Source organism: Kribbella solani, from assembly GCF_014205295.1.
GTDB classification, from domain to species: domain Bacteria; phylum Actinomycetota; class Actinomycetes; order Propionibacteriales; family Kribbellaceae; genus Kribbella; species Kribbella solani.
In genome coordinates, this window is the sequence record NZ_JACHNF010000001.1 from 5,708,135 (window position 1) to 5,728,912 (window position 20,778).

The 20,778-nt window shown below is 68.0% G+C and carries 20 protein-coding genes; 13 read left to right on the top strand and 7 right to left on the bottom strand.

The features are described 5' to 3' along the window. Positions 1–443 precede the first annotated feature (443 nt). Entirely contained in the window at positions 444–4,304 is a 3,861-nt protein-coding gene (dnaA, locus tag HDA44_RS37570) for a chromosomal replication initiator protein DnaA (protein WP_337906433.1), read from the bottom strand. Positions 4,305–5,370: 1,066 nt separating this feature from the next. On the opposite strand from dnaA, the gene rpmH reads away from it, so the two are divergent. From rpmH to HDA44_RS26280, 8 genes are all read left to right on the top strand, one after another. Beyond that, complete coding sequence (gene rpmH / locus HDA44_RS26245) at positions 5,371–5,508, top strand: 50S ribosomal protein L34 (protein WP_130386492.1); 138 nt, start codon at positions 5,371–5,373, stop codon at positions 5,506–5,508. A gap of 26 nt (positions 5,509–5,534) precedes the next feature. Next, complete coding sequence (gene rnpA, locus HDA44_RS26250) at positions 5,535–5,885, top strand: ribonuclease P protein component (protein WP_184838844.1); 351 nt, start codon at positions 5,535–5,537, stop codon at positions 5,883–5,885. Continuing rightward, a complete protein-coding gene (gene yidD, locus HDA44_RS26255; protein WP_184844275.1) occupies positions 5,885–6,196 on the top strand; it encodes a membrane protein insertion efficiency factor YidD in 312 nt (103 codons plus the stop codon). The genes rnpA and yidD overlap by 1 nt, the downstream gene beginning before the upstream one ends. 66 nt (positions 6,197–6,262) lie before the next feature. After that, positions 6,263–7,420 (top strand): membrane protein insertase YidC, encoded by a 1,158-nt coding sequence (gene yidC / locus HDA44_RS26260; RefSeq protein ID WP_202888515.1) that lies wholly within the window; start codon positions 6,263–6,265, stop codon positions 7,418–7,420. 79 nt (positions 7,421–7,499) lie between these two features. Continuing rightward, positions 7,500–8,030, top strand: coding sequence for a Jag family protein (locus HDA44_RS26265; protein ID WP_425557173.1), 531 nt, complete (start codon positions 7,500–7,502; stop codon positions 8,028–8,030). Between the two features lie 46 nt (positions 8,031–8,076). After that, positions 8,077–8,712, top strand: coding sequence for a 16S rRNA (guanine(527)-N(7))-methyltransferase RsmG (gene rsmG / locus HDA44_RS26270; protein ID WP_337906435.1), 636 nt, complete (start codon positions 8,077–8,079; stop codon positions 8,710–8,712). Positions 8,713–9,224: 512 nt separating this feature from the next. Further along, positions 9,225–10,160 carry a ParA family protein gene (locus tag HDA44_RS26275; RefSeq protein WP_272956437.1) on the top strand — a complete coding sequence of 312 codons (936 nt, stop codon included), beginning with the start codon at positions 9,225–9,227 and terminating at the stop codon, positions 10,158–10,160. 85 nt (positions 10,161–10,245) lie between these two features. Beyond that, the gene (locus tag HDA44_RS26280; protein ID WP_184838852.1) at positions 10,246–11,253 is read left to right on the top strand and encodes a ParB/RepB/Spo0J family partition protein; all 1,008 of its coding nucleotides are present in this window, start codon (positions 10,246–10,248) and stop codon (positions 11,251–11,253) included. A gap of 171 nt (positions 11,254–11,424) precedes the next feature. On the opposite strand, the gene HDA44_RS26285 is transcribed toward HDA44_RS26280, so the two are convergent. The 4 genes from HDA44_RS26285 to HDA44_RS26300 all read right to left on the bottom strand — a co-directional run bounded on the left by HDA44_RS26285 (position 11,425) and on the right by HDA44_RS26300 (position 15,133). Further along, positions 11,425–11,778, bottom strand: coding sequence for a DUF3817 domain-containing protein (locus tag HDA44_RS26285; RefSeq protein WP_319036518.1), 354 nt, complete (start codon positions 11,776–11,778; stop codon positions 11,425–11,427). Further along, the gene (locus tag HDA44_RS26290; RefSeq protein ID WP_184838854.1) at positions 11,775–12,752 is read right to left on the bottom strand and encodes an SURF1 family protein; all 978 of its coding nucleotides are present in this window, start codon (positions 12,750–12,752) and stop codon (positions 11,775–11,777) included. Before HDA44_RS26290 ends, HDA44_RS26285 begins: the two co-directional genes overlap by 4 nt. Before the next feature lie 14 nt (positions 12,753–12,766). After that, positions 12,767–13,714, bottom strand: coding sequence for a D-alanine--D-alanine ligase family protein (locus tag HDA44_RS26295; RefSeq protein ID WP_184838856.1), 948 nt, complete (start codon positions 13,712–13,714; stop codon positions 12,767–12,769). Positions 13,715–13,822: 108 nt separating this feature from the next. Then, a complete protein-coding gene (locus HDA44_RS26300) occupies positions 13,823–15,133 on the bottom strand; it encodes an aminotransferase-like domain-containing protein (RefSeq protein WP_184838858.1) in 1,311 nt (436 codons plus the stop codon). A gap of 193 nt (positions 15,134–15,326) precedes the next feature. Here HDA44_RS26300 and HDA44_RS26305 point away from each other — a divergent pair, with 193 nt between their 5' ends. The 4 genes from HDA44_RS26305 (at position 15,327) to HDA44_RS26320 (ending at position 17,332) form a co-directional block, all read left to right on the top strand. Beyond that, the gene (locus HDA44_RS26305; RefSeq protein ID WP_184838860.1) at positions 15,327–15,527 is read left to right on the top strand and encodes a hypothetical protein; all 201 of its coding nucleotides are present in this window, start codon (positions 15,327–15,329) and stop codon (positions 15,525–15,527) included. A 73-nt stretch (positions 15,528–15,600) separates the two neighbouring features. Further along, positions 15,601–16,254 carry a GNAT family N-acetyltransferase gene (locus tag HDA44_RS26310; protein ID WP_184838862.1) on the top strand — a complete coding sequence of 218 codons (654 nt, stop codon included), beginning with the start codon at positions 15,601–15,603 and terminating at the stop codon, positions 16,252–16,254. Between the two features lie 2 nt (positions 16,255–16,256). After that, entirely contained in the window at positions 16,257–16,649 is a 393-nt protein-coding gene (locus HDA44_RS26315) for a DUF2784 domain-containing protein (RefSeq protein ID WP_184838864.1), read from the top strand. Positions 16,650–16,678: 29 nt separating this feature from the next. Beyond that, the gene (locus HDA44_RS26320; RefSeq protein WP_184838866.1) at positions 16,679–17,332 is read left to right on the top strand and encodes a permease prefix domain 1-containing protein; all 654 of its coding nucleotides are present in this window, start codon (positions 16,679–16,681) and stop codon (positions 17,330–17,332) included. On the opposite strand, the gene HDA44_RS26325 is transcribed toward HDA44_RS26320, so the two are convergent. Further along, positions 17,312–17,638, bottom strand: a complete 327-nt coding sequence (locus tag HDA44_RS26325; RefSeq protein WP_184838869.1) for a PadR family transcriptional regulator — start codon at positions 17,636–17,638, stop codon at positions 17,312–17,314. The two genes, HDA44_RS26320 and HDA44_RS26325, sit on opposite strands and share 21 nt — an antisense overlap. An 83-nt stretch (positions 17,639–17,721) precedes the next feature. On the opposite strand from HDA44_RS26325, the gene HDA44_RS26330 reads away from it, so the two are divergent. Then, positions 17,722–19,866, top strand: coding sequence for an MMPL family transporter (locus tag HDA44_RS26330; RefSeq protein WP_184838871.1), 2,145 nt, complete (start codon positions 17,722–17,724; stop codon positions 19,864–19,866). On the opposite strand, the gene HDA44_RS26335 is transcribed toward HDA44_RS26330, so the two are convergent. Further along, positions 19,857–20,765, bottom strand: coding sequence for a DUF6528 family protein (locus HDA44_RS26335; protein ID WP_184838873.1), 909 nt, complete (start codon positions 20,763–20,765; stop codon positions 19,857–19,859). The two genes, HDA44_RS26330 and HDA44_RS26335, sit on opposite strands and share 10 nt — an antisense overlap. Positions 20,766–20,778: the final 13 nt, after the last annotated feature.

Sequence of the window (20,778 nt, forward strand, 5' to 3'; positions counted from 1 at the left end):
AAGTGTGCTGTGCGCCATTCGGGCCTGACGTGGCGCTTCGGGCGGGTCGCGTCGGCGTCGTACCGGTGTTGTTGCCAGCTGTCGTGCAACTGCTGTCGAGGACAGCCTGACAGGTCGCTCAAGCCGGCGCGAGTGCGGGGTTTTCCCCAGCTCGAGCCGCTCGTTCGTTTTGTGGACTTTGGACTCTCTACAGGTTCCATAGTGTTCTTCGCACCGGTGGATAGTGTGGAAAAGCGGTGTCTTCGCAGGTCAGACCGCAAATGGCCATGTGGACGGCGTGTGGACGGCGCTCGCTTTGTCTGCGGACGACGGTGGACGACGAAATCTGTCCCCACAGCCAATCCACATGATCGACTGACCTTTCCACGGCAATACCCACAGTTTTCCACAGCTGTGTCCCCAGGCTGTGCAGCTCTCGGCAGCTCAGTTCGACGGCCGACGAGCTACTGCTGTTTGGCCTGATGCTTGATCCGGTTGGTCAGTTCGGTGACCTGATTGAAGACCGACCGCCGCTCGGACATCAGCTGCCGGATCTTCCGCTCGGCGTGCATCACGGTCGTGTGGTCGCGGCCGCCGAACTGCTGGCCGATCTTCGGCAGCGACAGGTCGGTGAGTTCGCGGCACAGATACATGGCGATCTGCCGCGCGGTCACCAGTACGCGGCTCCGGCTCGATCCGCACAGGTCGTCGATGGACAGCCCGAAGTACGAGGCGGTCTGGCCCATGATCATGCTCGCGGTCACCTCGGGCTTGCTGCCCTCGGGGATCAGGTCCTTCAGCACGATCTCGGCCAGGCTCAGATCGACCGGCTGCCGGTTCAGGCTGGCGAATGCGGTCACCCGGATCAGCGCGCCCTCGAGCTCGCGGATGTTCGTCTGCACCTTCGACGCGATGAACTCCAGCACCTCCGGCGGCGCGGTCAGCCGCTCGGTCGCCGCCTTCTTCCGCAGGATCGCGATCCGGGTCTCCAGGTCCGGCGGCTGGATGTCGGTGATCAGACCCCACTCGAACCGGTTCCGCAGCCGGTCCTCCAGCGCCTCCAGCCGCTTCGGCGCGCGGTCGGAGCTGATCACGATCTGCTTGTTCGCGTTGTGCAGCGTGTTGAAGGTGTGGAAGAACTCTTCCTGCGTCTGGATCTTGCCTTCCAGGAACTGGATGTCGTCGATCAGCAGCACGTCGACATCGCGGTACCGGCGCTGGAACTGGGACGCCTTGTCATCACGGATCGCGTTGATGAAGTCGTTGGTGAACTCTTCACTCGACACGTACCGGACCCGGGCGCCGGTGTAGAGACTGCGTACGTAGTGCCCGATCGCGTGCAACAGGTGCGTCTTGCCCAGACCGGAGTCGCCGTAGATCAGCTGCGGGTTGTACGCCTTGCCCGGCGCCTCCGCGACCGCGACCGCCGCCGCGTGCGCGAACCGGTTCGAGCTGCCGATGACGAACGTCTCGAAGGTGTACTTCGGGTTCAGCCGCGCCTCACCCTGCGCCTCGGTAGCCGGCTGGGTCGGCACTGAGCCGCTCGGCCGCGGAGCAACCGAACCAAGCGGCTGCCCGAACGGCGGCTGCCCATAGTGCTGCGGCGCAGCCTCCTGATGCGGCGCGTACTGCGCCCCGTGATCCGGATCAGTCAGCGCGGACTGGATCGTCGGCTGGTACGCGCCATCCGTACGCAACGGTTCCCGCACCGCCGGCGGCTGCGGCCGCCCACTCCCCGCCCGCTGCCCACTCCCAAGCCGCCCCTGCTGCTCCTGCACATTCCCCTGAACACCCTGCTGCCCAGCCTGCTGCCCAGCTCCGTGCCCAGCCTGCTCCCCAACTCCTTGCCCGGCGTGCTGCCCAGCTCCGTGGCCAGCCTGCTGCCCAATCCCTTGCCCGGCTTGCTGCCCAGCCTGTTGCCCAGCACCCGGCTGCCCCAACTGCTGTGCCTGCTGCTGCCCCTGCCCGACCGGCTGCCCCTGCCCGTGCTGCTGCTCCTGGCCGTGCTGCTGCCCGTGCTGCCCCTGGCCGTGTTGCTGCGCCCCATTCGCCTGCTGCGACCGGTCCAACTGCTGCGACTGATCCACCTGCGGTTGCTGGTCGGCCTGCCCACCCGGCTGCAGCCCTGCCTGCTGGTGCGACTGCTGCGACGGCTGCTGCCCGATCTCACCGAACTGCCCGTGCCCGAGCTGACCTGCCTGACCAGGACCGGCCTGACCCGACTGCCCGGACTGCCCGTGCTGATCCGACTGCCCGGACTGCCCGTGCTGATCCGGCTGCCCGGACTGACCGGACTGCCCAAACTGACCCGACTGACCCGACTGCCCGAGCTGGCTGTACTGCCCGAACTGCCCCGGCTGCCCAAGTCCACCGTGCTGCCCCGGCTGCCCAAGTCCACCGTGCTGCCCCGGCTGACCGAACGGCCCGGGCTGCTGGTGTGGTTGCTGTTGGGCGTGCTGCTGCAGATGAGGCTGCTGCCCGTACTGCTGCTGCCCCAGCGAGTTCTGCTGGAGATGCTGACCGTGCTGCTGTGATTGCGCGGGTTGCTGCGAGTACTGCTGCTGCGGCGCCGCCTGCTGCTCCTGAATCTCCGGGTCGAGTGACGGGTCGACAGTCACCGCGATCCGGATGTCCCGACCGAAGCTCTCGGTCAGAATCCGCTCCAGGTCCGGCCGCAGCCGAGTCTCCAACTGCCCCCGGGTGAAGTCGTCCGGCACCGCCACGATCGCCGTACTCTCGTGCAACGTCACCGGCCGAGAGTTCGTCAACCAGGCCCGCTGATTCGGCGGCAACCCAGCAAGCACCCGAGCCCACGCATCCCCCAGATCCGTAGCCGCCCCCACCACCGCCCCACCCAACTGCCCCGAGTACTGCCCACCCGGCTGCTGGTTGTGCTGCTGGGAGTGCGGCTGTCCGGTTGCCTGTTGGGTTGGCTGTTGTCCGAGGTGCTGTTGTCCGGCTGCCTGCTGGGTGTGCTGCTGCCCGAGGTGCTGCTGCCCGTGCTGTCCTTGGACCTGCACTTGCTGCACCTGTTGCTGAGTCTGAGGTTGCTGCGGTGCCATCTGCGGCTGCTGCGCTTGCTGAGGAGCCGCCTGCTGCGGCACGTAGTGCGGAGCCGACTGCCCAACCAACTGCTGCCCACCAACTTGCTGATACGGCTGCTGCTGCGAAACCTCCTGAGCCACCCGCTCCTGAGCCACCCGCTCCTGAGCGACCTGCTCCTGAGGCACCCGTACGTCAGTCGCGTACTCCTGCGATACCTGCCCGTGAAGCTCCAGCTCCCGAGCCGCCTGCCCGTGGGCCGCCTGCTCCTGAGCTGCCTGCCCGTGGGCCGCCTGCCCCTGAGGTACGTGTTCGTGGGGCATCTGTTCGCGGGACTGACCAGCCGGCGAGAACGACTCCTGCGTCAGCTCATGCGCCTGCTGCGGCACCAACTGCTCCTGGGGGAGCTGCTCCGACGACAGCTGTTCCTGGCCGACCTGCTCCGACTGGATCTGTTCCTGATTGGTCTGCTCCGCGGGCGGTTGTTGCTGCTGAGCCTCTTCCTGGGAGACGCCGTCGGCAGGCGACTGGTCCTCAGAACCGTGCTGCTGAAACGCCTGCTGCCCGGTGACTTGCCGCCCGGCGACCGGCTGCTCCGATGACGGCTGCTCCGGGGGCTGCTGTACGGGGGACTGCTGCACCTGACCCTGTTGCTCCGACGTGTCCTGCCCCAAGACCTGTTGTTCCGCGAGTTGGAGCTGTTGGTCGGTGGAAGGCTTGGGTGTCGGCTCGTCGGTGGCGGACGTGTCCGCGTTCGAGTGACCGACGGACTGTGGCTCGGCGGGGGAGTTGCTCGGCCGCTGATCGTCGGCGGGCGCCGCGGGCTGCGCGCTCGACCCGGACGCCGCCGGGAACAGCGGTTCCGGGACCTGCGGGTCTGCGGTGTGCAGATCTGCGGTGGCGGAGCCGGGGGTGTCCGAGCCGACGGTCTGCGCGTTCGGGCTGACCGTCTGCGAGTTTGGGTTTGAGGTTTGTGGGCTTGGGTTGTAGGGGGACGAGGGGGTGGGGGTCCACTGGTTGGGGGCTGGGTTGTCCACTGGTGCATCACCCTCGTTCGGTCCCGGGACGGCTGTGTCTCGGGACCCAGTACCCCATTCGGCGGATCCGCTCCACTGGTTGCCCGTACCGGCGTGTTGGATGTCGCCGACGGCGGGGGCGCTGCCGAAGTAGGTGCTGCCGACGGCCGGGAGGTCGGTGGCGGCACGTTCCAGTTCGGAGCGGTAGCCGTACGGTCCGGGTGGTGGCGCGGGGCGGTACCCGGAAGCCGGCGGTTGCTGTGGCATCGGGATCGGCAGTGACGGGCTCAGGTAGTCACCCGGATCCGTCCACGGCCGGTCCGCCCGCGACTGCTCCCGCTGGGACTGCTCACGCCCCGACCGGTCCGTCTGCGACCGGTCCGTCTGCGACTGGTCCGGCCGCGGTTGCTCTGTCCGCGGTTGTTCCGTGCGGGGCAGCTCTGATCGGAATGGTTCCGGGCGGGGCTGTTCCGGGCGGGGGCGTGGCTCGGGTGCGGGTGGGACCTCGGTGCGGAAGTTCGCGGTCGGCTCGGGCCGGAGGCCGGCGTCGGGTTCGGGCCGTAGGTCGTGTTTGCCGTCGGCGGCGAACTCCGGTCGAGGTTCGGCCGGGCCGGTGGTGAATGGGCCGGTCGTGAATGGGCTGGGTGTGAAATCCGCATTGGCGGAATGGTCCTCGACCACGCGTTGCTCCCCGAATCCATCGCTGCGGTGGCCGGCGCAGACCGGGAAAGCTCCCGTCCGGCGCGACCGTTCGACCCGATACCGTGCGGCTGTTGAGTCGGCGTGCTGTTCGGCTCAGCGCGGTAGCTACCGCCGTTCCTGGTATCCGCCTTGTCCACACGGTTGTCCACAGTTGTGAACGACCGCCGGAGCAGGTTGGTTACCGATCGCGGGGTGTGGGACCTCTGGTGTGAAGGAGTGACGCTAACAAGTCCGCCCAGCCACCTTCAAGCCGTCATCCACAGGCTATGAACACCAAATTGGGGGCAACCTGCGGCGTGTCGGGTGGACGGCGGAGCGTAGTCATGGTTGGAAATCGCTCTCGGTGCCCGATCTGAGCCGGAGCGTACGGGGTGGGTGGCGGGCGTCGTCGGCAACCGGCTGTCCACTAGACTGTCCACAAGCCTGTGGAAAACTCTGGGGATACCTGGTTTGACCTGTCCACAGCAGGCCACCTATCGTGGATCGGTCGGTGTTGAGCCGGCCCTTTCGTGCTGCGCTCCCTGCGGGACCTTACTGGTTCTCCGACGGTGTGCAGGACTGCACCACCGGGCAGATCCTAATCAGTGGATTTGTCGACAATTTGTGATCTCGAGTAACCGGAGTCATTCCAGTGAGCAAGCGGACGTTCCAGCCGAACAACCGTCGTCGGCACAAGAAGCACGGCTTCCGTCTTCGGATGCGCACCCGTGCGGGCCGGGCGATCATCGCCGCCCGCCGTGGCAAGGGTCGTCAGCGCCTCGCGGCCTGAGCGACCTCCTCGACGGTGACCACCTCGTGTTGCCCGCGTCGAACCGGCTGCGCCGGTCCGACGACTTCCGTCGCGCCGTCCGGTCCGGACGTCGTGCGGCGCGGCGCGCGGTGGTTCTCCACCTGCTGGTGGCGGACGGCCAGGGCGACCCGGCCGTACCCCCTCGCGTCGGATTCGTTGTGAACAAGGCGGTGGGCAACGCGGTTCTGCGGAACCGGGTCCACCGCCGCCTGCGTGCCGTGCTGGCATCGCGGCTGAGCGATCTGCCGGCCGGCAGCCTGACCGTTGTCCGCGCCCTCCCGTCGTCCGCCTCGGCGTCGTACGACGAGCTGGTCGCGGAGGTCGACGGTGCGCTCCGCCGGCTGCAGCGATCATGATGCGCGTGAATCCCGTGCGGAGCGGGATCATCGGTTTTCTCAAGCTGTACCGCCTGCTGATCAGCCCGCTGTACGGGCAGGTGTGCAGGTTCTACCCGAGTTGTTCGGCGTACGCCTTGGAAGCGGTCGAACGCCACGGTGCGGTGCGCGGTAGCTGGCTGGCGGTGAGGCGACTCCTCCGCTGCCACCCGTGGAACCCCGGCGGCTACGACCCCGTTCCACCCACAGATGTCGACCAGCGCGGAGAGCCCCTCTCCGCCAACCAGCCCGGATCGTCAGCCGACGCCGGGCCTGTGCAGCGAGGTGTGTGAGTGACTCTTCTGGCCATCCCCGGGCTCGCGGTGTGGGACGGGATCGTAGACCTGTTCAACACCGTCATGACGCCGCTGTACTGGGCCGTGTCGGCGCTGCTGGTCGGGTGGCACTGGCTGCTCGGCCAGGTGCTCGACCCGAACGGCGGCTGGGCCTGGGCGTTGTCGATCGCCGGCCTGACGATCGTGATCCGGACCATCCTGATCCCGCTGTTCGTGAAGCAGATCCGGTCCAGCCGGAACATGCAGCTGCTGCAGCCGAAGATGAAGGAGCTGCAGAAGAAGTACGGCCATGACCGGGAGAAGCTCGGTCAGGAAATGATGAAGCTGTACAAGGAGACGGGTACCAACCCGTTCTCCTCGTGCCTGCCGCTGCTGCTGCAGTCGCCGATCTTCCTGGCGCTGTTCCGGGTGCTCGACTACGCGGCCAAGGGCCAGTGGCACAGCGAGATCATGAAGCCGTACGTCAACTCGCTGCAGCACGCGAAGATCTTCGGCGCGGAGATCTCGCAGACCTTCCTGAAGGCCAGCGGCGCCGGCTCGGGCAACGTCAAGGTCGTCGCGATCGTGCTGATCATCCTGATGACGGCGACGATGTTCACCACCCAGCTGCAGCTGATGCGGAAGAACATGCCGAAGGAGGCCCTCACCGGCCAGGCGGCGCAGATGCAGAAGATCATGCTCTACGTCTTCCCGATCTTCTTCCTCATCGGTGGCTTCAACTTCCCGATCGGTGTACTCATCTACTGGTTCGTCTCGAACCTGTGGACGATGGGCCAGCAGTTCTACGTGATCCGCCGGAACCCGGCTCCGGGTACGCCGGCGTACGACGCGATGCAGGAGCGCAAGCGGCACCACAACGTCCGCCACGGCAAGCCTGCCGACGAGGGCGTCCCGGGCACGACCGACACCGACACCGCGACCGAGACCGACCGTCGCCCGGCCCAGCGGCAGCAGCCGAAGCGGCAGTCGCGGAGCGACCGGCGTGGCGGTAGCGGGTCGACCGGTACCTCCGGCTCGAACGCGTCGGACAACGGGCAGACCGCCGCGAGCGCTTCGCAGGACGCGCCGCAGGGCCAGGAGACGACGCCCAAGAAAACTCAGGCCGGGGGCGCCAAGCGTCAGCCGGCCGGCAAGAAGGGTTCGGGAGCGAAGCGCCAGCCCGCGGCGAAGTCGGCCGCGCAGAAGAAGGCGGCGCAGAAGCGTTCGGGTGGTTCGCGCTGAGGCGCTGACCGCTGTCCCTGTTCTTGCTTGACGAACCTGGTCCCCGTGGGGCGGATCTCGACATTGTGAAGGAGTGGCCGTGACCGACGGCGTGCAGAACGAGGCGGAGCAGTCCGCCAGTACGAACAGCGGTAACAACGGCGGCGCCGACGACCGCCTCAAGGCGCTCGAGGCGGAGAGCGACATCGCGGCGGACTACCTGGAGGAACTGCTCGACATCGCCGACCTCGACGGTGACATCGACATGGACATCGACGGGGATCGCGCCGCGGTCTCGATCGTCGGTGCCGAGCTGAACAACCTGGTCGGCGAGAACGGCAAGGTGCTGGAGGCGCTCCAGGAGCTGACCCGGCTGGCCGTGTATCGGGAGACCGGTGAGCGGTCCCGGCTGATGCTGGACGTGTCGAACTACCGGGCGAACCGGAAGGCCGAGCTGGAAGAGGTCGGCCGGAAGGCGGTCGACGAGGCGAAGGCGTCCGGTACGCCGGTGCGGCTGGACCCGATGACGCCGTTCGAGCGCAAGGTCGTCCACGATGTGGTGGCCGCCGCCGGGCTGACGTCCGAGTCCGAGGGCGAGGAGCCCCGTCGGCGCGTGGTGGTACAGCCGTGATCGCGGCACGATGAACGAGGACGTTTCACGTGAAACACCGCCGCTCGTGGAGAAGCTGTTTCCACGGGCGGCGGTCCGGCTTTCGGCGTACGCCGAACTGCTCGCCACCGAAGGCACTCTGCGTGGGCTGATCGGTCCGCGAGAGGTGCCGCGGCTCTGGGACCGTCATCTGCTGAACTGCGCGGTCGTCGAACGACTGGTTCCGGAAGACGCGTCGGTCGCCGATGTCGGTACGGGCGCCGGACTGCCTGGGATCGTGCTCGCGATCGTCCGGCCTGATCTCCAGGTGTCGCTGGTCGAGCCGTTGCTCCGGCGGACCACCTTCCTTCAGGAAGCAGTCGACGTACTGGAGCTGGACAACGCGACGGTCGTCCGGGCCCGAGCGGAGGATCTTCCGCCGGCGTCGTACGACGTGGTGACTTCCCGCGCGGTCGCTCCATTGGGCAAACTGGCGCGATGGTGCCTGCCGCTCTGTGTCGAGGGTGGACTGATGCTGGCGATGAAGGGGTCGTCCGCGGAGGAGGAAGTGGACGCCTCGGAACGTGAATTGACCAAGCTCGGAGCAGAGCTTTGGCATATTCATCAACTCGGCGGCGAGGAACTGGCCCAGCCCACGACTGTGGTGAGTATTGTGGCCGGACGTGCTGCAGGGGGATCCCGGCACGGAAGACGCGGGAGGTGAGCGGGTTGGTGAGTCGTGCCCTCGGATGGCCCGAGAAGAGCACCGGTGAGCCGAGGTCGGAACCAGGCATCGGCTGGCCGACCGAACCGGACGCCGCGGTTCGCGTGGTCACCCAGGACGCGACTCCCAACCCGACCCCAGCCCAGAACACCTCAGCTGTCGTTCCGGTCCCGCCGATCGACACTTCGGGGCTTCGTGCTGCCGCCGCTGCCGGCCTGGACGGTCCGGCCGTGGTCGACCCGAGCGCCGTTTCACGTGAAACAGCGGCCGCCGTTTCACGTGAAACACCCTCGATGCGGGATGATGGTTCCGAGTCCGATTCGGCACCTCTGGTGGACGCCGAGCCGGACTTCTCCGAGTCTCCACCGCCTGTGGATGACCACCGCATGAAACTGCCGGTTTACCCGGGAATTCATCCACAGAAGCCTGTGGACGGAGCTGGGGGCAGACCCGCTCCGACCCCTACAGACATCCTCTTCGGGCCAAGTCCCGCACCTATTGGAATGGGCGCTATGACTGCCGCACAGATCGCCGCGCGGGCTACGTCGGACGAGCTTCAGCGACGACTCCTTGAGACTCCGATCGCCGCCGCGACCGAACGGACCCTGCTGGTGAATGAAGGACGCACGATGGGCCGGGAGTTCCCGCTGCCCGACCAGACTCGAGTCTTCGTCGTCGCGAACCAGAAGGGTGGCGTCGGCAAGACCACCACGACGGTCAACGTCGCCGCCGGACTCGCGCTGTACGGCGCCAGGATCCTCGTGATCGACCTCGATCCGCAGGGAAACGCGTCGACGGCCCTGGGCATCGACCACGCCGAAGGCACGCCGGGTGTGTACGAGGCCGTGATCGAGGGCGAGCCGCTGAGTAAGCTGATCCAGCCCTGTGCCGAGCATCCCGGGATTCAGGTGATCCCGGCGACGATCGACCTGGCCGGCGCCGAGATCGAGCTGGTCAGTCTGGTGGCCCGCGAGAGCCGGCTGAAGAGCGTGCTCGAGGCCTACCTGTCCGAGACTGAAGCCGCGGGGGAGAAGTACGACTACGTCTTCATCGACTGCCCGCCATCGCTCGGCCTGCTGACCGTGAACGCGCTGACCGCCGCGCGCGAGGTGCTGGTCCCGATCCAGAGCGAGTACTACGCGCTGGAGGGTCTGTCCCAGCTGCTCCGCCACATCGACATGGTGAAGTCGCACCTGAACCCCGGGCTGGACGTCTCCACCATCCTGCTGACGATGTACGACGCCCGGACCAAGCTGGCCGGCGAGGTGGCGGCGGAGGTGCGCGGCCACTTCAAGGACGCGGTGCTCCGGACCGCGGTGCCGCGCTCGGTGCGGATCTCCGAGGCGCCGAGTCACGGGCAGACCGTGCTGGCGTACGACCCCGCGTCGGCGGGCGCGCTGTCGTACCTGGAAGCGTCCCGCGAGATCGCGATGCGGAACAACGCCTGATCTGTCGGTTCGGTATGGCACCGTTTCACGTGAAACGTGGCAGCGCAGCAGTAGTTCAGCAGGTTGTCGATCTCGAGGGAGCGCGATGAACACCCGACTCGGACGCGGACTTGGTGCGCTGATCCCCAGCTCGCCGACGCCCACCACCCTCGGCAGCAAGTCGAGCTCCATCCCTGGCGCACCGCCGGTGGCCAAGCCGGCCGACGCCGACGCGGGGGACGCGAGCACGCCAGGCACGCCAGGTACGGCCGTGTCGAGTGGACCGGAGTTGGCGGTTGTCCCGGGAGCCTCGTTCGCGGAGATCGACGTCGAGAAGATCACCCCGAACCCGAAGCAGCCGCGGACGGTCTTCGACGAGGATGCGATGGACGAGCTCGTCCACTCGGTCAAGGAGATCGGTCTGCTGCAGCCGATCGTCGTTCGGCGGCTCGACGACGGCAAGTACGAGCTGGTGATGGGTGAGCGGCGCTGGCGGGCGACGCAGGCGGCCGGTCTGACCACCATCCCAGCGATCGTCCGGGAGACCTCGGACGACGACATGCTCCGCGACGCGCTGCTGGAGAACCTGCACCGCAGTCAGCTGAACCCGCTCGAAGAGGCGGCCGCGTACCAGCAGATGCTCGACGACTTCGGCTGTACGCAGGAAGTGCTCGCGACCCGGATCGGGCGTTCGCGTCCGCAGATCTCCAACACGCTGCGGCTGCTGAAGTTGCCGGCATCGGTGCAGCGGCGAGTTGCGGCCGGCGTACTGTCGGCGGGTCACGCCCGTGCCCTGCTCGGACTGCCGAGTGGCGATGCGATCGAGCGGCTGGCGCAGCGGATCGTTGCCGAGGGCATGTCGGTGCGTACGGTCGAGGAGATCGTTGCGCTCGGCGACATGAACACCGACGACGCGCCGGTGGCGCGGAAGCGGAACAAGCCGGTCGCGCCGCGACTGGTCGATCTGGCCGATCGGCTCTCGGATCGCTTCGAGACTCGGGTGAAGGTCGACCTCGGCAAGACCAAGGGAAAGATCACCGTCGAGTTCGCGTCGATCGACGACCTGGAGCGAATCGTCACCCTGATGGACCCGAATCGGGTCTCCGGCGACTGAAAATCCGATCCAACGGTGAGTCCGCGAACTCGCTGAGGATCGCGCTCACAGAGCTAGTTCGAAGTACGAAGTATGCGATTCATACCCAGAGGGATTTGTCGACAAAACCACTTAGAAACTAATGGGGTCACCGTTTCACGTGAAACGGTGACCCCATTGTTCTGAGCAGGGTCAGCGACCGAGAAGCTCGTGCGTCGTCTTCCGCTCGGCGTAGAACGACAGGAACGGAATCGTCCCGGCCAGCGCCATCAGCACGAGTCGCGGGAACGACCAGCGGACCCGGCGGAACAGGTCGAAGGTGCCGAGCAGATACACCATGTACAGGAACCCGTGCAGTGGGCCGATGACGTCCATCGCACCGGCGCTGTCGGCGAAGTACTTGAGCGGCATCGCGAGGAATACCAGCAGCAGGAGCATCACCCCGACGATGTACGCGATCACGCGGTAGCGCATCAGCGCACCGCGAACAGCCGGGGTGAGGGGCCGGGAGCCGGCGGAGGTGGCGGGATCGGCAGAGGAAGTCACGCTGAAACGGTACCGCTTGACCCCACACGCGCACCGGCCTGGTCGGCCTCCCGGCCATCCAGCCCGTCCCTGTCGTCCAACGCACCGGACCCATCAGTGCGGCCAGCGCCATCGGCGCCTACCGCGACGTCCGCTCGGGCGCCATCATCGGGTCCTTCGCCCGCGTCGTCGCCCGCGTCGTCGTCGGGGTCATCGGACTCGCCCTGGGAGCGGTGTGCGTCGATCACCATTCGGCCCCACATCCACAGGGTGAAGGCCGCGAAGACCCACCACTGGAAGGCGTATGCGACGTTCCGCAGGCCGGCCTGCTCGGTCGGTGGGGGAGGCGGGGTGACAGCCGCCGGCGCCGGCGCCGGTACAACTCCGGCGTCCAACGAGGTCTCCACCACGAACGCGTCGTACAACCGGTAATCCACCATGTGCACGATCGTCGGAATCCGCAGAGACGACAGCACCCGCCCCTTCGCGGCATCGCCGGAAGAGTCCTCGGCCTCGGACGCGACTACCGCTCCGGTCAACCGCACAGTGCCAGTCGGCGCCTTCACGGCCGGATCGGAAACCGAAGGCACCCAGCCCCGGACCACCATCACTCCGCCGCTGGCGTCCAGTTTGACCGGAGAGGCGACCCAGAACCCGTCCCTGCCGCCCTGTGAGCGGTTCGCGATCAGCACCTGGTCCGCCGCAGGCCCCCAGGTCCCTTCGACTGTCACGCGGCGACCGACGGCCTTGGACGGCAGTCCCTCGTCGATCGAGAACAGCGACTGCAGCGACACCGGCGCGCCCTCGGCTCGCTTCGCCGTCGCGTTCGCCGTCTTCGAGTGATAAACGTCCAGTTGCCACACGCCCAGCACCGACATCACCGCGGCGATCGCCAGCGCCAGCGCCAGCAGTCCGCTCCACCGCGGGGTCAGCACGATCCGCCAGAGCGGACGATCCGGCTGACTGTCAGACGCCAGGTCGCGGGTGTCGGACATCGATCCCTCTCGGTTCAGCGGGCCGCGGCAGTGGCCAGCAGGTCGCGACAGAGTACGCCGAGCTCGACTCCGGCCGCCTCTGCGGCCAGCGGAACCAGCGACGTCTCGGTCATCCCCGGCGCGACGTTCACCTCAAGGAACCACGGCACCCCGGCCGCATCCACGACGAGGTCGGACCGGGACAGGTCGCGCAGGCCCAGGGCCTGGTGCGCCTGCACCGCCGCGGCGGCACACGCGCCGGCGACCTCCGGTTCCAGCCGCGCGGGTACGACAAACTGCGTCGCCCCGGCCGTGTACCGCGCTTCGTAGTCGTAGAAGCCCGAGTCCGGCCGGATCTCCACCGCGGGCAGCGCGCGCGGACCGTCGCCGGTGTCGATCACCGTCACCGCGACCTCGGTCCCATCGATGTACTGCTCGATCAACGCCACCGGGCCGTACGCGTAGCAGTTCACCATCGCCGACGGCAGCTCCTCGGCCGACCGGACGATCGAAGCGCCGAGCGCCGAACCGCCGCGGGCCGGCTTCACCACCAGCGGCAACCCGATCTGCTGAACGACAGCCTCCATCAGCGACGCGGCGCCCAACTCCCGGAACGTGTCGTGTCCGAGCACGACCGACGCCGGCGTGTGCAGGCCGGCGGCCCCGACGACGGTTGCCGCGACCGGCTTGTCGAAGGCGGTGCGGCAAGCGGCCGCGTCGGCCCCGACGTACGGAACGCCGTACAGATCGAGGACCTGGCGCAGCGCGCCGTCCTCGCCGGTGACGCCGTGCAGGACCGGAAAGACCGCGTCCGGCGGATCCTCGCGCAGCCGCTCGACCAGGCTCGCGTCGACGTCCCGCTGTTCGACCTCGACGCCGACGCTGCGCAGGGCGTCCGCGACCCGCCGGCCGGACCGGAGCGAGACGTCCCGCTCGTGCGACAGTCCGCCGGCCAGTACCAGCACTCGACCCAGATCACTCATCACAAATATCCCGATCACTCGTGGGCGACTCCGGCACGGGCGCCGGTCCCGAGGCCCACTGGAACGGTACCGCTAATGCGTCAAGGACCCACCGCCACCCGGCAACCCTTAACTCAGCTCTGGCCCCGGGGCGTCGTAGTCGCGGCCCGCGCCCGGTGGCACCGAGCCGAAGGTCTGCCGCAGTTCGAGCTCTTCGTTGATCACCGCGGCCAGCCGGCCGACCCCTTCGGTGATCCGCTCCGGCGTCGGATGACAGTACGAGAGGCGCATGCACTGCGACCCGAATCCGTCCGAGAAAAAGGCGGTTCCGGGAACGTACGCGACGCGGTTGGTGACCGCGCGGGGCAGCATCGCCTTCGCGTCCAGCCCGTCCGGCAGCGTCAGCCAGACATAGAACCCGCCACCCGGCTTCGTCCAGGTCGTTGCCGCCGGCATCTTCTCGGTCAGTGCCGCGAGCATCGCGTCCCGGCGCTCGCGGTACATCTCCCGGAACTGCTTCACCTGACCCATCCAGTCGTGCCGAACCAGGTACGACGAGATGGCCAGCTGGCTGAAGATCGGTGGGCACAACGTCGCGGACTCCTGCGCCAGCACGAGTTTCTCGCGTACGGCGTGCGGCGCGACCGCCCAACCGACCCGGAACCCGGGCGCGAACGTCTTCGAGAACGAACCGAGGTAGATGACGCCTTCCCGATCCGCCGCCCGCAACGCCCGCTGCGGTTCCCCGTCGAACCCGAGCAGCCCGTACGGGTTGTCCTCCAGGATCAGCAACTGCGCCCGCTGGCAGATCTCCAGCACCCGCGCCCGCCGCTCGTCCGACAGCGAGACACCGGCCGGGTTGTGGAAGTTGGGAATCGTGTAGAAGAACTTGATCCGCTTGCCGGCCGCCCGCACCGAGGCGATCGCCTGCTCCAGCGCCTCCGGTACGACGCCGTTGTCGTCCATCGCGACATGCACGACCTCGCACTGGTACGCACGGAAAACGCCGAGCGCGCCGACGTACGAAGGTGCTTCGCAGATCACCACGTCGCCCGGATCGCAGAACACCCGTGTGACCAGGTCGACCGCCTGCTGGCTGCCGACGGTGACGACGACGTCGTCCGGATGGGCCTCGATGCCCTCCAGCCGCATGATGTCGCAGATCTGGTCACGCAGCGTCGGGTCGCCCTGACCGGAGCCGTACTGCATCGCGGTCGCGCCGTTCTCGATCACCAGGTCGCGAACCGCGCTGCCGACCACGTCCAGCGGCAGCCCGCCGATGTTCGGCATGCCGCCCGCGAGCGAGACCACCTCGGGCCGGCTGGCGACCGAGAACAGTGCCCTGATCTCGGATGCGGTCATGCCCTTCGTCCGGGCTGCATACGCCTCGACGTAGTTGTCGAGGCGGGTCTGCCGGACATCGGGCACGTCAGCACTCACGAGGGCCACTCCAACGGTGATCGAGGGGGAAGTCACCAGGTTACGTCGAGAGACCCGAGTCTGGGCTGTGGATCGGCGCGACCTCTCACTACCATGCCTTATAGGGGCAGGTTCGACCATGCCGGAATCTGGCTGTTGAGACAGCCGGGGCAACGGTGCGGCCTGAGAGGCTGAGCTGGAAGGCAGGATCGGGATGAGCGTGGGCAAGACAGCCGGCTGGACGCTCGGTGGATTGTTGCTGGGCGTGCTGGCCGGGTTCGCCGGTGAGTTGTTCCGGCGTCAGTCCAGCGCGACGGTGCAGCAGCGGTACGTTGCTCCGGAAGCGACGCGTACGCCGGACGCGCGGACGCCCGCGCCGGTACCCGAACCAGCGGCCGAGCCGGCCGTGACCTGATGCCGAGGGCAACACGTACCGTGACGAAGCTAACAGGCACCGGGCGAGATCGCTCCGCTGAGCGGACGCGCTGATGGCCCGACGGCTCGAACCGCTGACGCTCGCCAATCTCGGCGAGCTTCCGCTGCCGTGCCGTGACTGTGCCTTCTGGGAGCTCGATCCGGTCGCCGTGCGCCAGGCCGTACGCAACGGGGACACCGGCCTGGAGAAGGAGGCCTGGCTTTCCCAGTTGCTGCTCGACTGGGGACCGGCCGGCTTCGTGCTGTCCGTCGACGACGATCCGGCCGGGTTCGTGATCTACGCGCCGGCGAAGTACCTGCCGCGCATCCACGCGTTTCCGACCGCGCCGGTCAGCCCGGACGCGGTAGTACTCGCGACCGGGCGGATCCAGCCGCGGTACCTCGGTCTCGGCCTGGGCAAGATCCTCGTGCAGGCGGTCGCCAAGGACGTACTCAAGCGTGGGTTTCGGGCCCTGGAGGCGTTCGGGGACTCGCGCTGGGACGGGCCGGGCTGCGTCTGGCCGACCGAGTTCCTGCGCGCGGTCGGCTTCGGGGTCGTCCGCGAGCATCCGCGAAACCCGCGGCTCCGGCTCGATCTGCGCTCGGCGATCACCTGGCGGAGCGAGATGGAGGCCGCCGTCGAGCGGCTGATGGGGGCGATCCGCCCCGAGAAGTCACCGCACGCGCCGGTGACGGTCCGGGACGCGCTGAGGTCGGGCCCGGAGTAGTGATGGGGTGGCGCCTGCTGGCCGACGTGGTCATGGTCGTACACGGCGCCTTGCTGCTGTTCTTCGTGATCGGCGGCTTCCTCGCCTGGCGCTGGCCGAAGCTGATCTGGGTACACCTCACGATCGTGGTGTGGAACGTCGTGATCGTGCTGGTCGACTTCGGCTGTCCGGTGACGGCCACCGAGAAGTACTTCCGCCGGCTGGGCGGCGACAGCGTGTACTCGGGCGGGTACATCGAGCACTATCTGGACGGGTGGCTCTGGCCCGCAGGGAAGACCTCAACCGTGGAGCTGGTCGCCTTCGCACTGGTGGTGATCGCGTACGTCGGCTTCGTGATCATGCGGCTCGGTCGACGGTCCAAGGTCAGGGGCGAGTCAGTGGGACCCCGGACGTGAGCCCGCGCGCGCGTCCTCATACTGGAGGGGTGTCCAGTATCAGCACGCCGGTCGACGTCTACCTGGCCGCACTGAGCCGCGAGCTCAGCGGACCGCGGCGCCGCAAGGCGGATCTGCTGGCCGAAGCCCGCGATCACCTGACCGACGCGACCGAAGCCTTTGAGGCAGGCGGTCTCGAGCGGCGCGACGCCGAGCAGGAAGCCGTCGACGACTTCGGGGACCTCTCCGAGGTGGCGCCCGGCTACCGCGCCGAGCTCGCGATCACCCAGAGCCGCCGGACCGCGATGATGCTGCTGATGGCACTGCTGATCCAGCCGATCGTCTGGCAGGGCGGCGCCTGGATCTGGACCCACGAGCCCACCCGGACGAGCGCTCTGAACGACTTCCTGCAGGTTCTGGTCCGCGACATCGGCGGTGTGGTGATCGCCGGCGCGGTGCTGGCCGTCATCGGCACCGGCATCGGAGTTCGGTACCCGCTCGTCCGCGAGCACCTGAGTCGCGTGACGGCGATCTTCACGCTGGCCGGCTCCGCGCTGATCGCCGTCATCGGCGTCGCGATGGCATCCACCAGCCTCGACGACCGCGGCCTGCTCGCGTACGCGGTGGTCGGCACGTTCGTCGTCCTGCCGCTGACGTTCGTCAGCCTGCAGGCGAAGCGCTGCCTACGCCTCGCCCGGGCGTAGCACGCCCTCAACCACCGAACGGAACGCCAGCCACTCCTGCTTGCCGGATGCGAGCATCTTCGCGCCGGCGCTGGTGAGCTGGTAGGTCCGGCGTTTCCGCCCGCCCACCGTGCTCCACTCGCTGGCCAGGTAGCCGGCCCGCTCCAGCCGCCGCAGCGCCGGATACAGCGTGCCGGTCGGTAGGTCGAGCTCACCACCGCTGCGCGCCAGCAGCGCCTCCATGATCGCGTAGCCGTGCAGCGGCTCGGCCTCGACGACGGCCAGGATCATCGGGTCGAGGTGTCCACGCAGCGCATCCGCCTTCATGTAGCCAGTCTACCCATATGGCTGCTAATGTCGAGAGGCAACATGTAGCCGATCTACTTATGAAGTTGTGAGGAGGCCCTGAGATGGCCGTGGACACACCCGCACGACCGCCCCGAACGACCCGGCCCGGTCTGCTGCACCGGGTGTCCGGCTGGGCTATGCGGCGTGCCGTACTGGCGCTGGTGCTGTGGGTGGTCGCGCTGGCCGCCGTGACCGTCGCATCGACGCTGATCGGCGACCGGTACAAGAACGACACCTCGCTGCCGGGCACCGACTCCCAACGGGTCACGGACATCTTCCGCGCGCATCAGCCGCAGGGCGACACCGCCTCGGTGCAGATCGTGGTCCGCGCCGACGGCGGGCTCGACGCCGACAAGTCCCGGGTGGCGTCCATGCTGGCCGCGGTCCGCGGGCTCCCGCACGTCGCCTCGGTCGCGGATCCGTTCACTGCTCCGGGCTCTTTGTCGACAGATCGACGTACCGCTTACTCGACCGTCGCCCTCGACGTCGCGCAGGCGGACATGCCGATCGACGACGTCCGGGCGATCATCCACCAGGCCCAGGACTTCGCCCGGCCGGGACTGCAGGTCGAGGTCGGCGGTGACCTGGCCCGGACTGCCGCGGAGAGTTCGGGTGGTGCCTCCGAAGGCGTCGGCATCCTTGCCGCGCTGGTGATTCTGGTCTTCCTGTTCGGATCGTTGCTCGCGGCAACACTTCCGCTGCTGACGGCGGTGTTCGCGGTCGGCAGTACGCTCGGCCTGCTGGTGCTGGCGTCGCACTTGTTCACGGTGCCGGAGTACACCGCGCCGGTGATGATGCTCGTTGGCCTCGGCGTCGGCATCGACTACGCGCTGCTGATCTTCTCCCGGTACCGGCATGAGTTGCTCAAGGACGGCACCGACCGTGCGTCCGCGTCGACCGTGGCGCTGGACACCGCCGGCCGTTCGGTGATGTTCGCCGGCTGTACGGTCGTGATCGCCCTGCTCGGCCTGCTCGCATTGGGACTTGGTGCTCTGCAAGGCGTCGCGCTCGGCGTCACGTTGACCGTACTGACGACGATGCTTGCCGCCGTCACCCTGCTGCCCGCGCTGCTGACCCTGTTCGGCAAGCGGATCGAGCGGAGCGTACGCAAGCACGCCGCGAAGAGCCGGCGGACGCCGGGCGACGGCTGGCGGAAGCTGGCCGCGATGGTGCAGCGCCGTCCGCTGATTCCGTTGGTACTCGGGGTGGTCGCGCTGATCGCGTTGTCCTTGCCGGCGTTGAACATGCGGCTGGGGTTCGCCGATGCCGGCACCGATGCGCCGACGAAGACCAGCCGGAAGGCGTACGACCTGTTGGCCGAAGGCTTCGGGCCGGGATTCAACGGGCCGCTCGTCGTGGTGTCGCAGGGCGATCAGGCAGCGGCGCAGGAGCTCGGCAAGACCCTCGGCGCGGATCCGGACATCGCAGCGGTCACGCCGCCGCAGGTACTTCCGGACGGCAAGATCGCGACCGTACTGGCGTTCCCGAAGTCGGCGCCGCAGGACGCGGCGACCAGCGACCTCGTCCAGCGCCTGCGCGACGACACGCTGCCGAAGCTCGAGGCGCAGACCAAGGCGACGTACCTGGTCGGTGGCTCCACCGCGGCGGCAGACGACTTCGCCGCCGCGGTCAGCAAGCGGCTGCCGATCTTCGTCCTCGTGGTGGTCGGACTGTCGGCGCTGTTGCTGATGGCGGTGTTCCGCTCGATCCTGATCCCACTGAAGGCGGCCGCACTCAACCTGCTCAGCATCGGCGCCTCGCTCGGGGCGATCACGCTGGTGTTCCAGCAGGGCTGGTTCGGCGCGCAGGCCGGGCCGATCGAGGCGTTCGTGCCGGTGATGATCTTCGCGATCGTGTTCGGGCTGTCGATGGACTACGAGGTGTTCCTGGTGTCCCGCATCCACGAGGAGTGGCGGCGTACGAACGACGCGCGGGCCGCCGTTCGCGAAGGACTCGCCACCACCGGCACCGTGATCACCGCGGCGGCCGCGATCATGATCGTGGTCTTCGGCGCGTTCCTGCTCAGCCCGGATCGGATGCTGAAGCAGTTCGGCCTCGGTCTCGCGACCGCCGTACTGATCGATGCGTTGCTGATCCGGTGCGTGATCGTCCCGGCAGTGATGCGGTTGTTCGGCGACCGCGCATGGTGGCTACCGCGTGGCCTCAACCGCATCCTGCCGAGGATCAAGCTGGAGGATCACTCGTAGTGCGAGCTCCACACGCGGGCCTTGTAGATCTCTGCTCCGGTCAAGGTCCGCGTCGCGGCCGGTGACGCGAAGCTGACGGTGTCGGTGCACCAACTGGTCCGGCACCCCGACTTCGGGCTGGTCCGGACCTGCTGGCCGTTCGCCTTGCTGGTGATGCTCTTGATACCGGCTTGGTCGTACGTCGCGACGACCTTGCGGCTCGACTTGCTGACCTGGTACACCTTCGAACCGGTCGAGACCCACAGCCGGTCGTGGTTCGCGAGCACCGGCGACAGGTCGTGGCCACCGCCGGTCGGCAGGGTGATCGTGTTCTGCTCGGACAGGGTCGGTGCCGCGGCGGTGCCGCCGACCGTCAGCGCGACCAGTTGGTCGCCGCCCAAGGCCCACAGCACCTTCCGGGTCGGATCCCACTGCACGCCGTGGGCGTCGGGCAGCGCGTAGCTGGCGTAGCCGGCCGAACTCGAGCCCTGGGACGCGTTGTACAGCCGGATGAAACCGCCGGCGCTCGCCGCCACGGCCACATTGCCGTTGGGCAGCATCTCGATGCTGTGCGGGTTGTTGGAGGCGCCAACATTAACCCCCCAGATCCGTTGTCCGGCCGGATAGCTGATCAACGCGGCCAGGCCATTTGAGTCGGCGACCACGGCGACGGAGGAACCTGACTTGAGCCGGAGCTTCGCGTCACTGGGCAGTCCCCAGGCGGATGTCAGGTCGCCGAACCCGTTCGCCGCCGTCGGCGACCAGCTCCAGGTCTGAGCGGCCCCGGTGTTCCAGTTCGCGACTGCCGGGTTCATCACCCGGAGCCGGGCGGCGGACGGATTGTCGAACCTCTGATCGGTGAGAGCGATCAGGTCCCCGTCGGCGGCAGGGCGGGCGGCCGCGCCGGCGGGCAGTTGCATCGTAGGAGTCAAG

Coding starts and splice junctions, on each gene's coding strand:
- dnaA (WP_337906433.1), bottom strand. CDS start 4,304: ATGCCACAGCAACCGCCGGCTTCCGGGTACCGCCCCGCGCCACCACCC.
- HDA44_RS26325 (WP_184838869.1), bottom strand. CDS start 17,638: ATGAAGGCGGATGCGCTGCGTGGACACCTCGACCCGATGATCCTGGCC.
- HDA44_RS26280 (WP_184838852.1), top strand. CDS start 10,246: ATGAACACCCGACTCGGACGCGGACTTGGTGCGCTGATCCCCAGCTCG.
- HDA44_RS26295 (WP_184838856.1), bottom strand. CDS start 13,714: ATGAGTGATCTGGGTCGAGTGCTGGTACTGGCCGGCGGACTGTCGCAC.
- yidC (WP_202888515.1), top strand. CDS start 6,263: ATGACGCCGCTGTACTGGGCCGTGTCGGCGCTGCTGGTCGGGTGGCAC.
- HDA44_RS26290 (WP_184838854.1), bottom strand. CDS start 12,752: ATGTCCGACACCCGCGACCTGGCGTCTGACAGTCAGCCGGATCGTCCG.
- HDA44_RS26315 (WP_184838864.1), top strand. CDS start 16,257: ATGGGGTGGCGCCTGCTGGCCGACGTGGTCATGGTCGTACACGGCGCC.
- yidD (WP_184844275.1), top strand. CDS start 5,885: ATGCGCGTGAATCCCGTGCGGAGCGGGATCATCGGTTTTCTCAAGCTG.
- HDA44_RS26310 (WP_184838862.1), top strand. CDS start 15,601: ATGGCCCGACGGCTCGAACCGCTGACGCTCGCCAATCTCGGCGAGCTT.
- HDA44_RS26275 (WP_272956437.1), top strand. CDS start 9,225: ATGACTGCCGCACAGATCGCCGCGCGGGCTACGTCGGACGAGCTTCAG.
- HDA44_RS26305 (WP_184838860.1), top strand. CDS start 15,327: ATGAGCGTGGGCAAGACAGCCGGCTGGACGCTCGGTGGATTGTTGCTG.
- HDA44_RS26335 (WP_184838873.1), bottom strand. CDS start 20,765: ATGCAACTGCCCGCCGGCGCGGCCGCCCGCCCTGCCGCCGACGGGGAC.
- HDA44_RS26330 (WP_184838871.1), top strand. CDS start 17,722: ATGGCCGTGGACACACCCGCACGACCGCCCCGAACGACCCGGCCCGGT.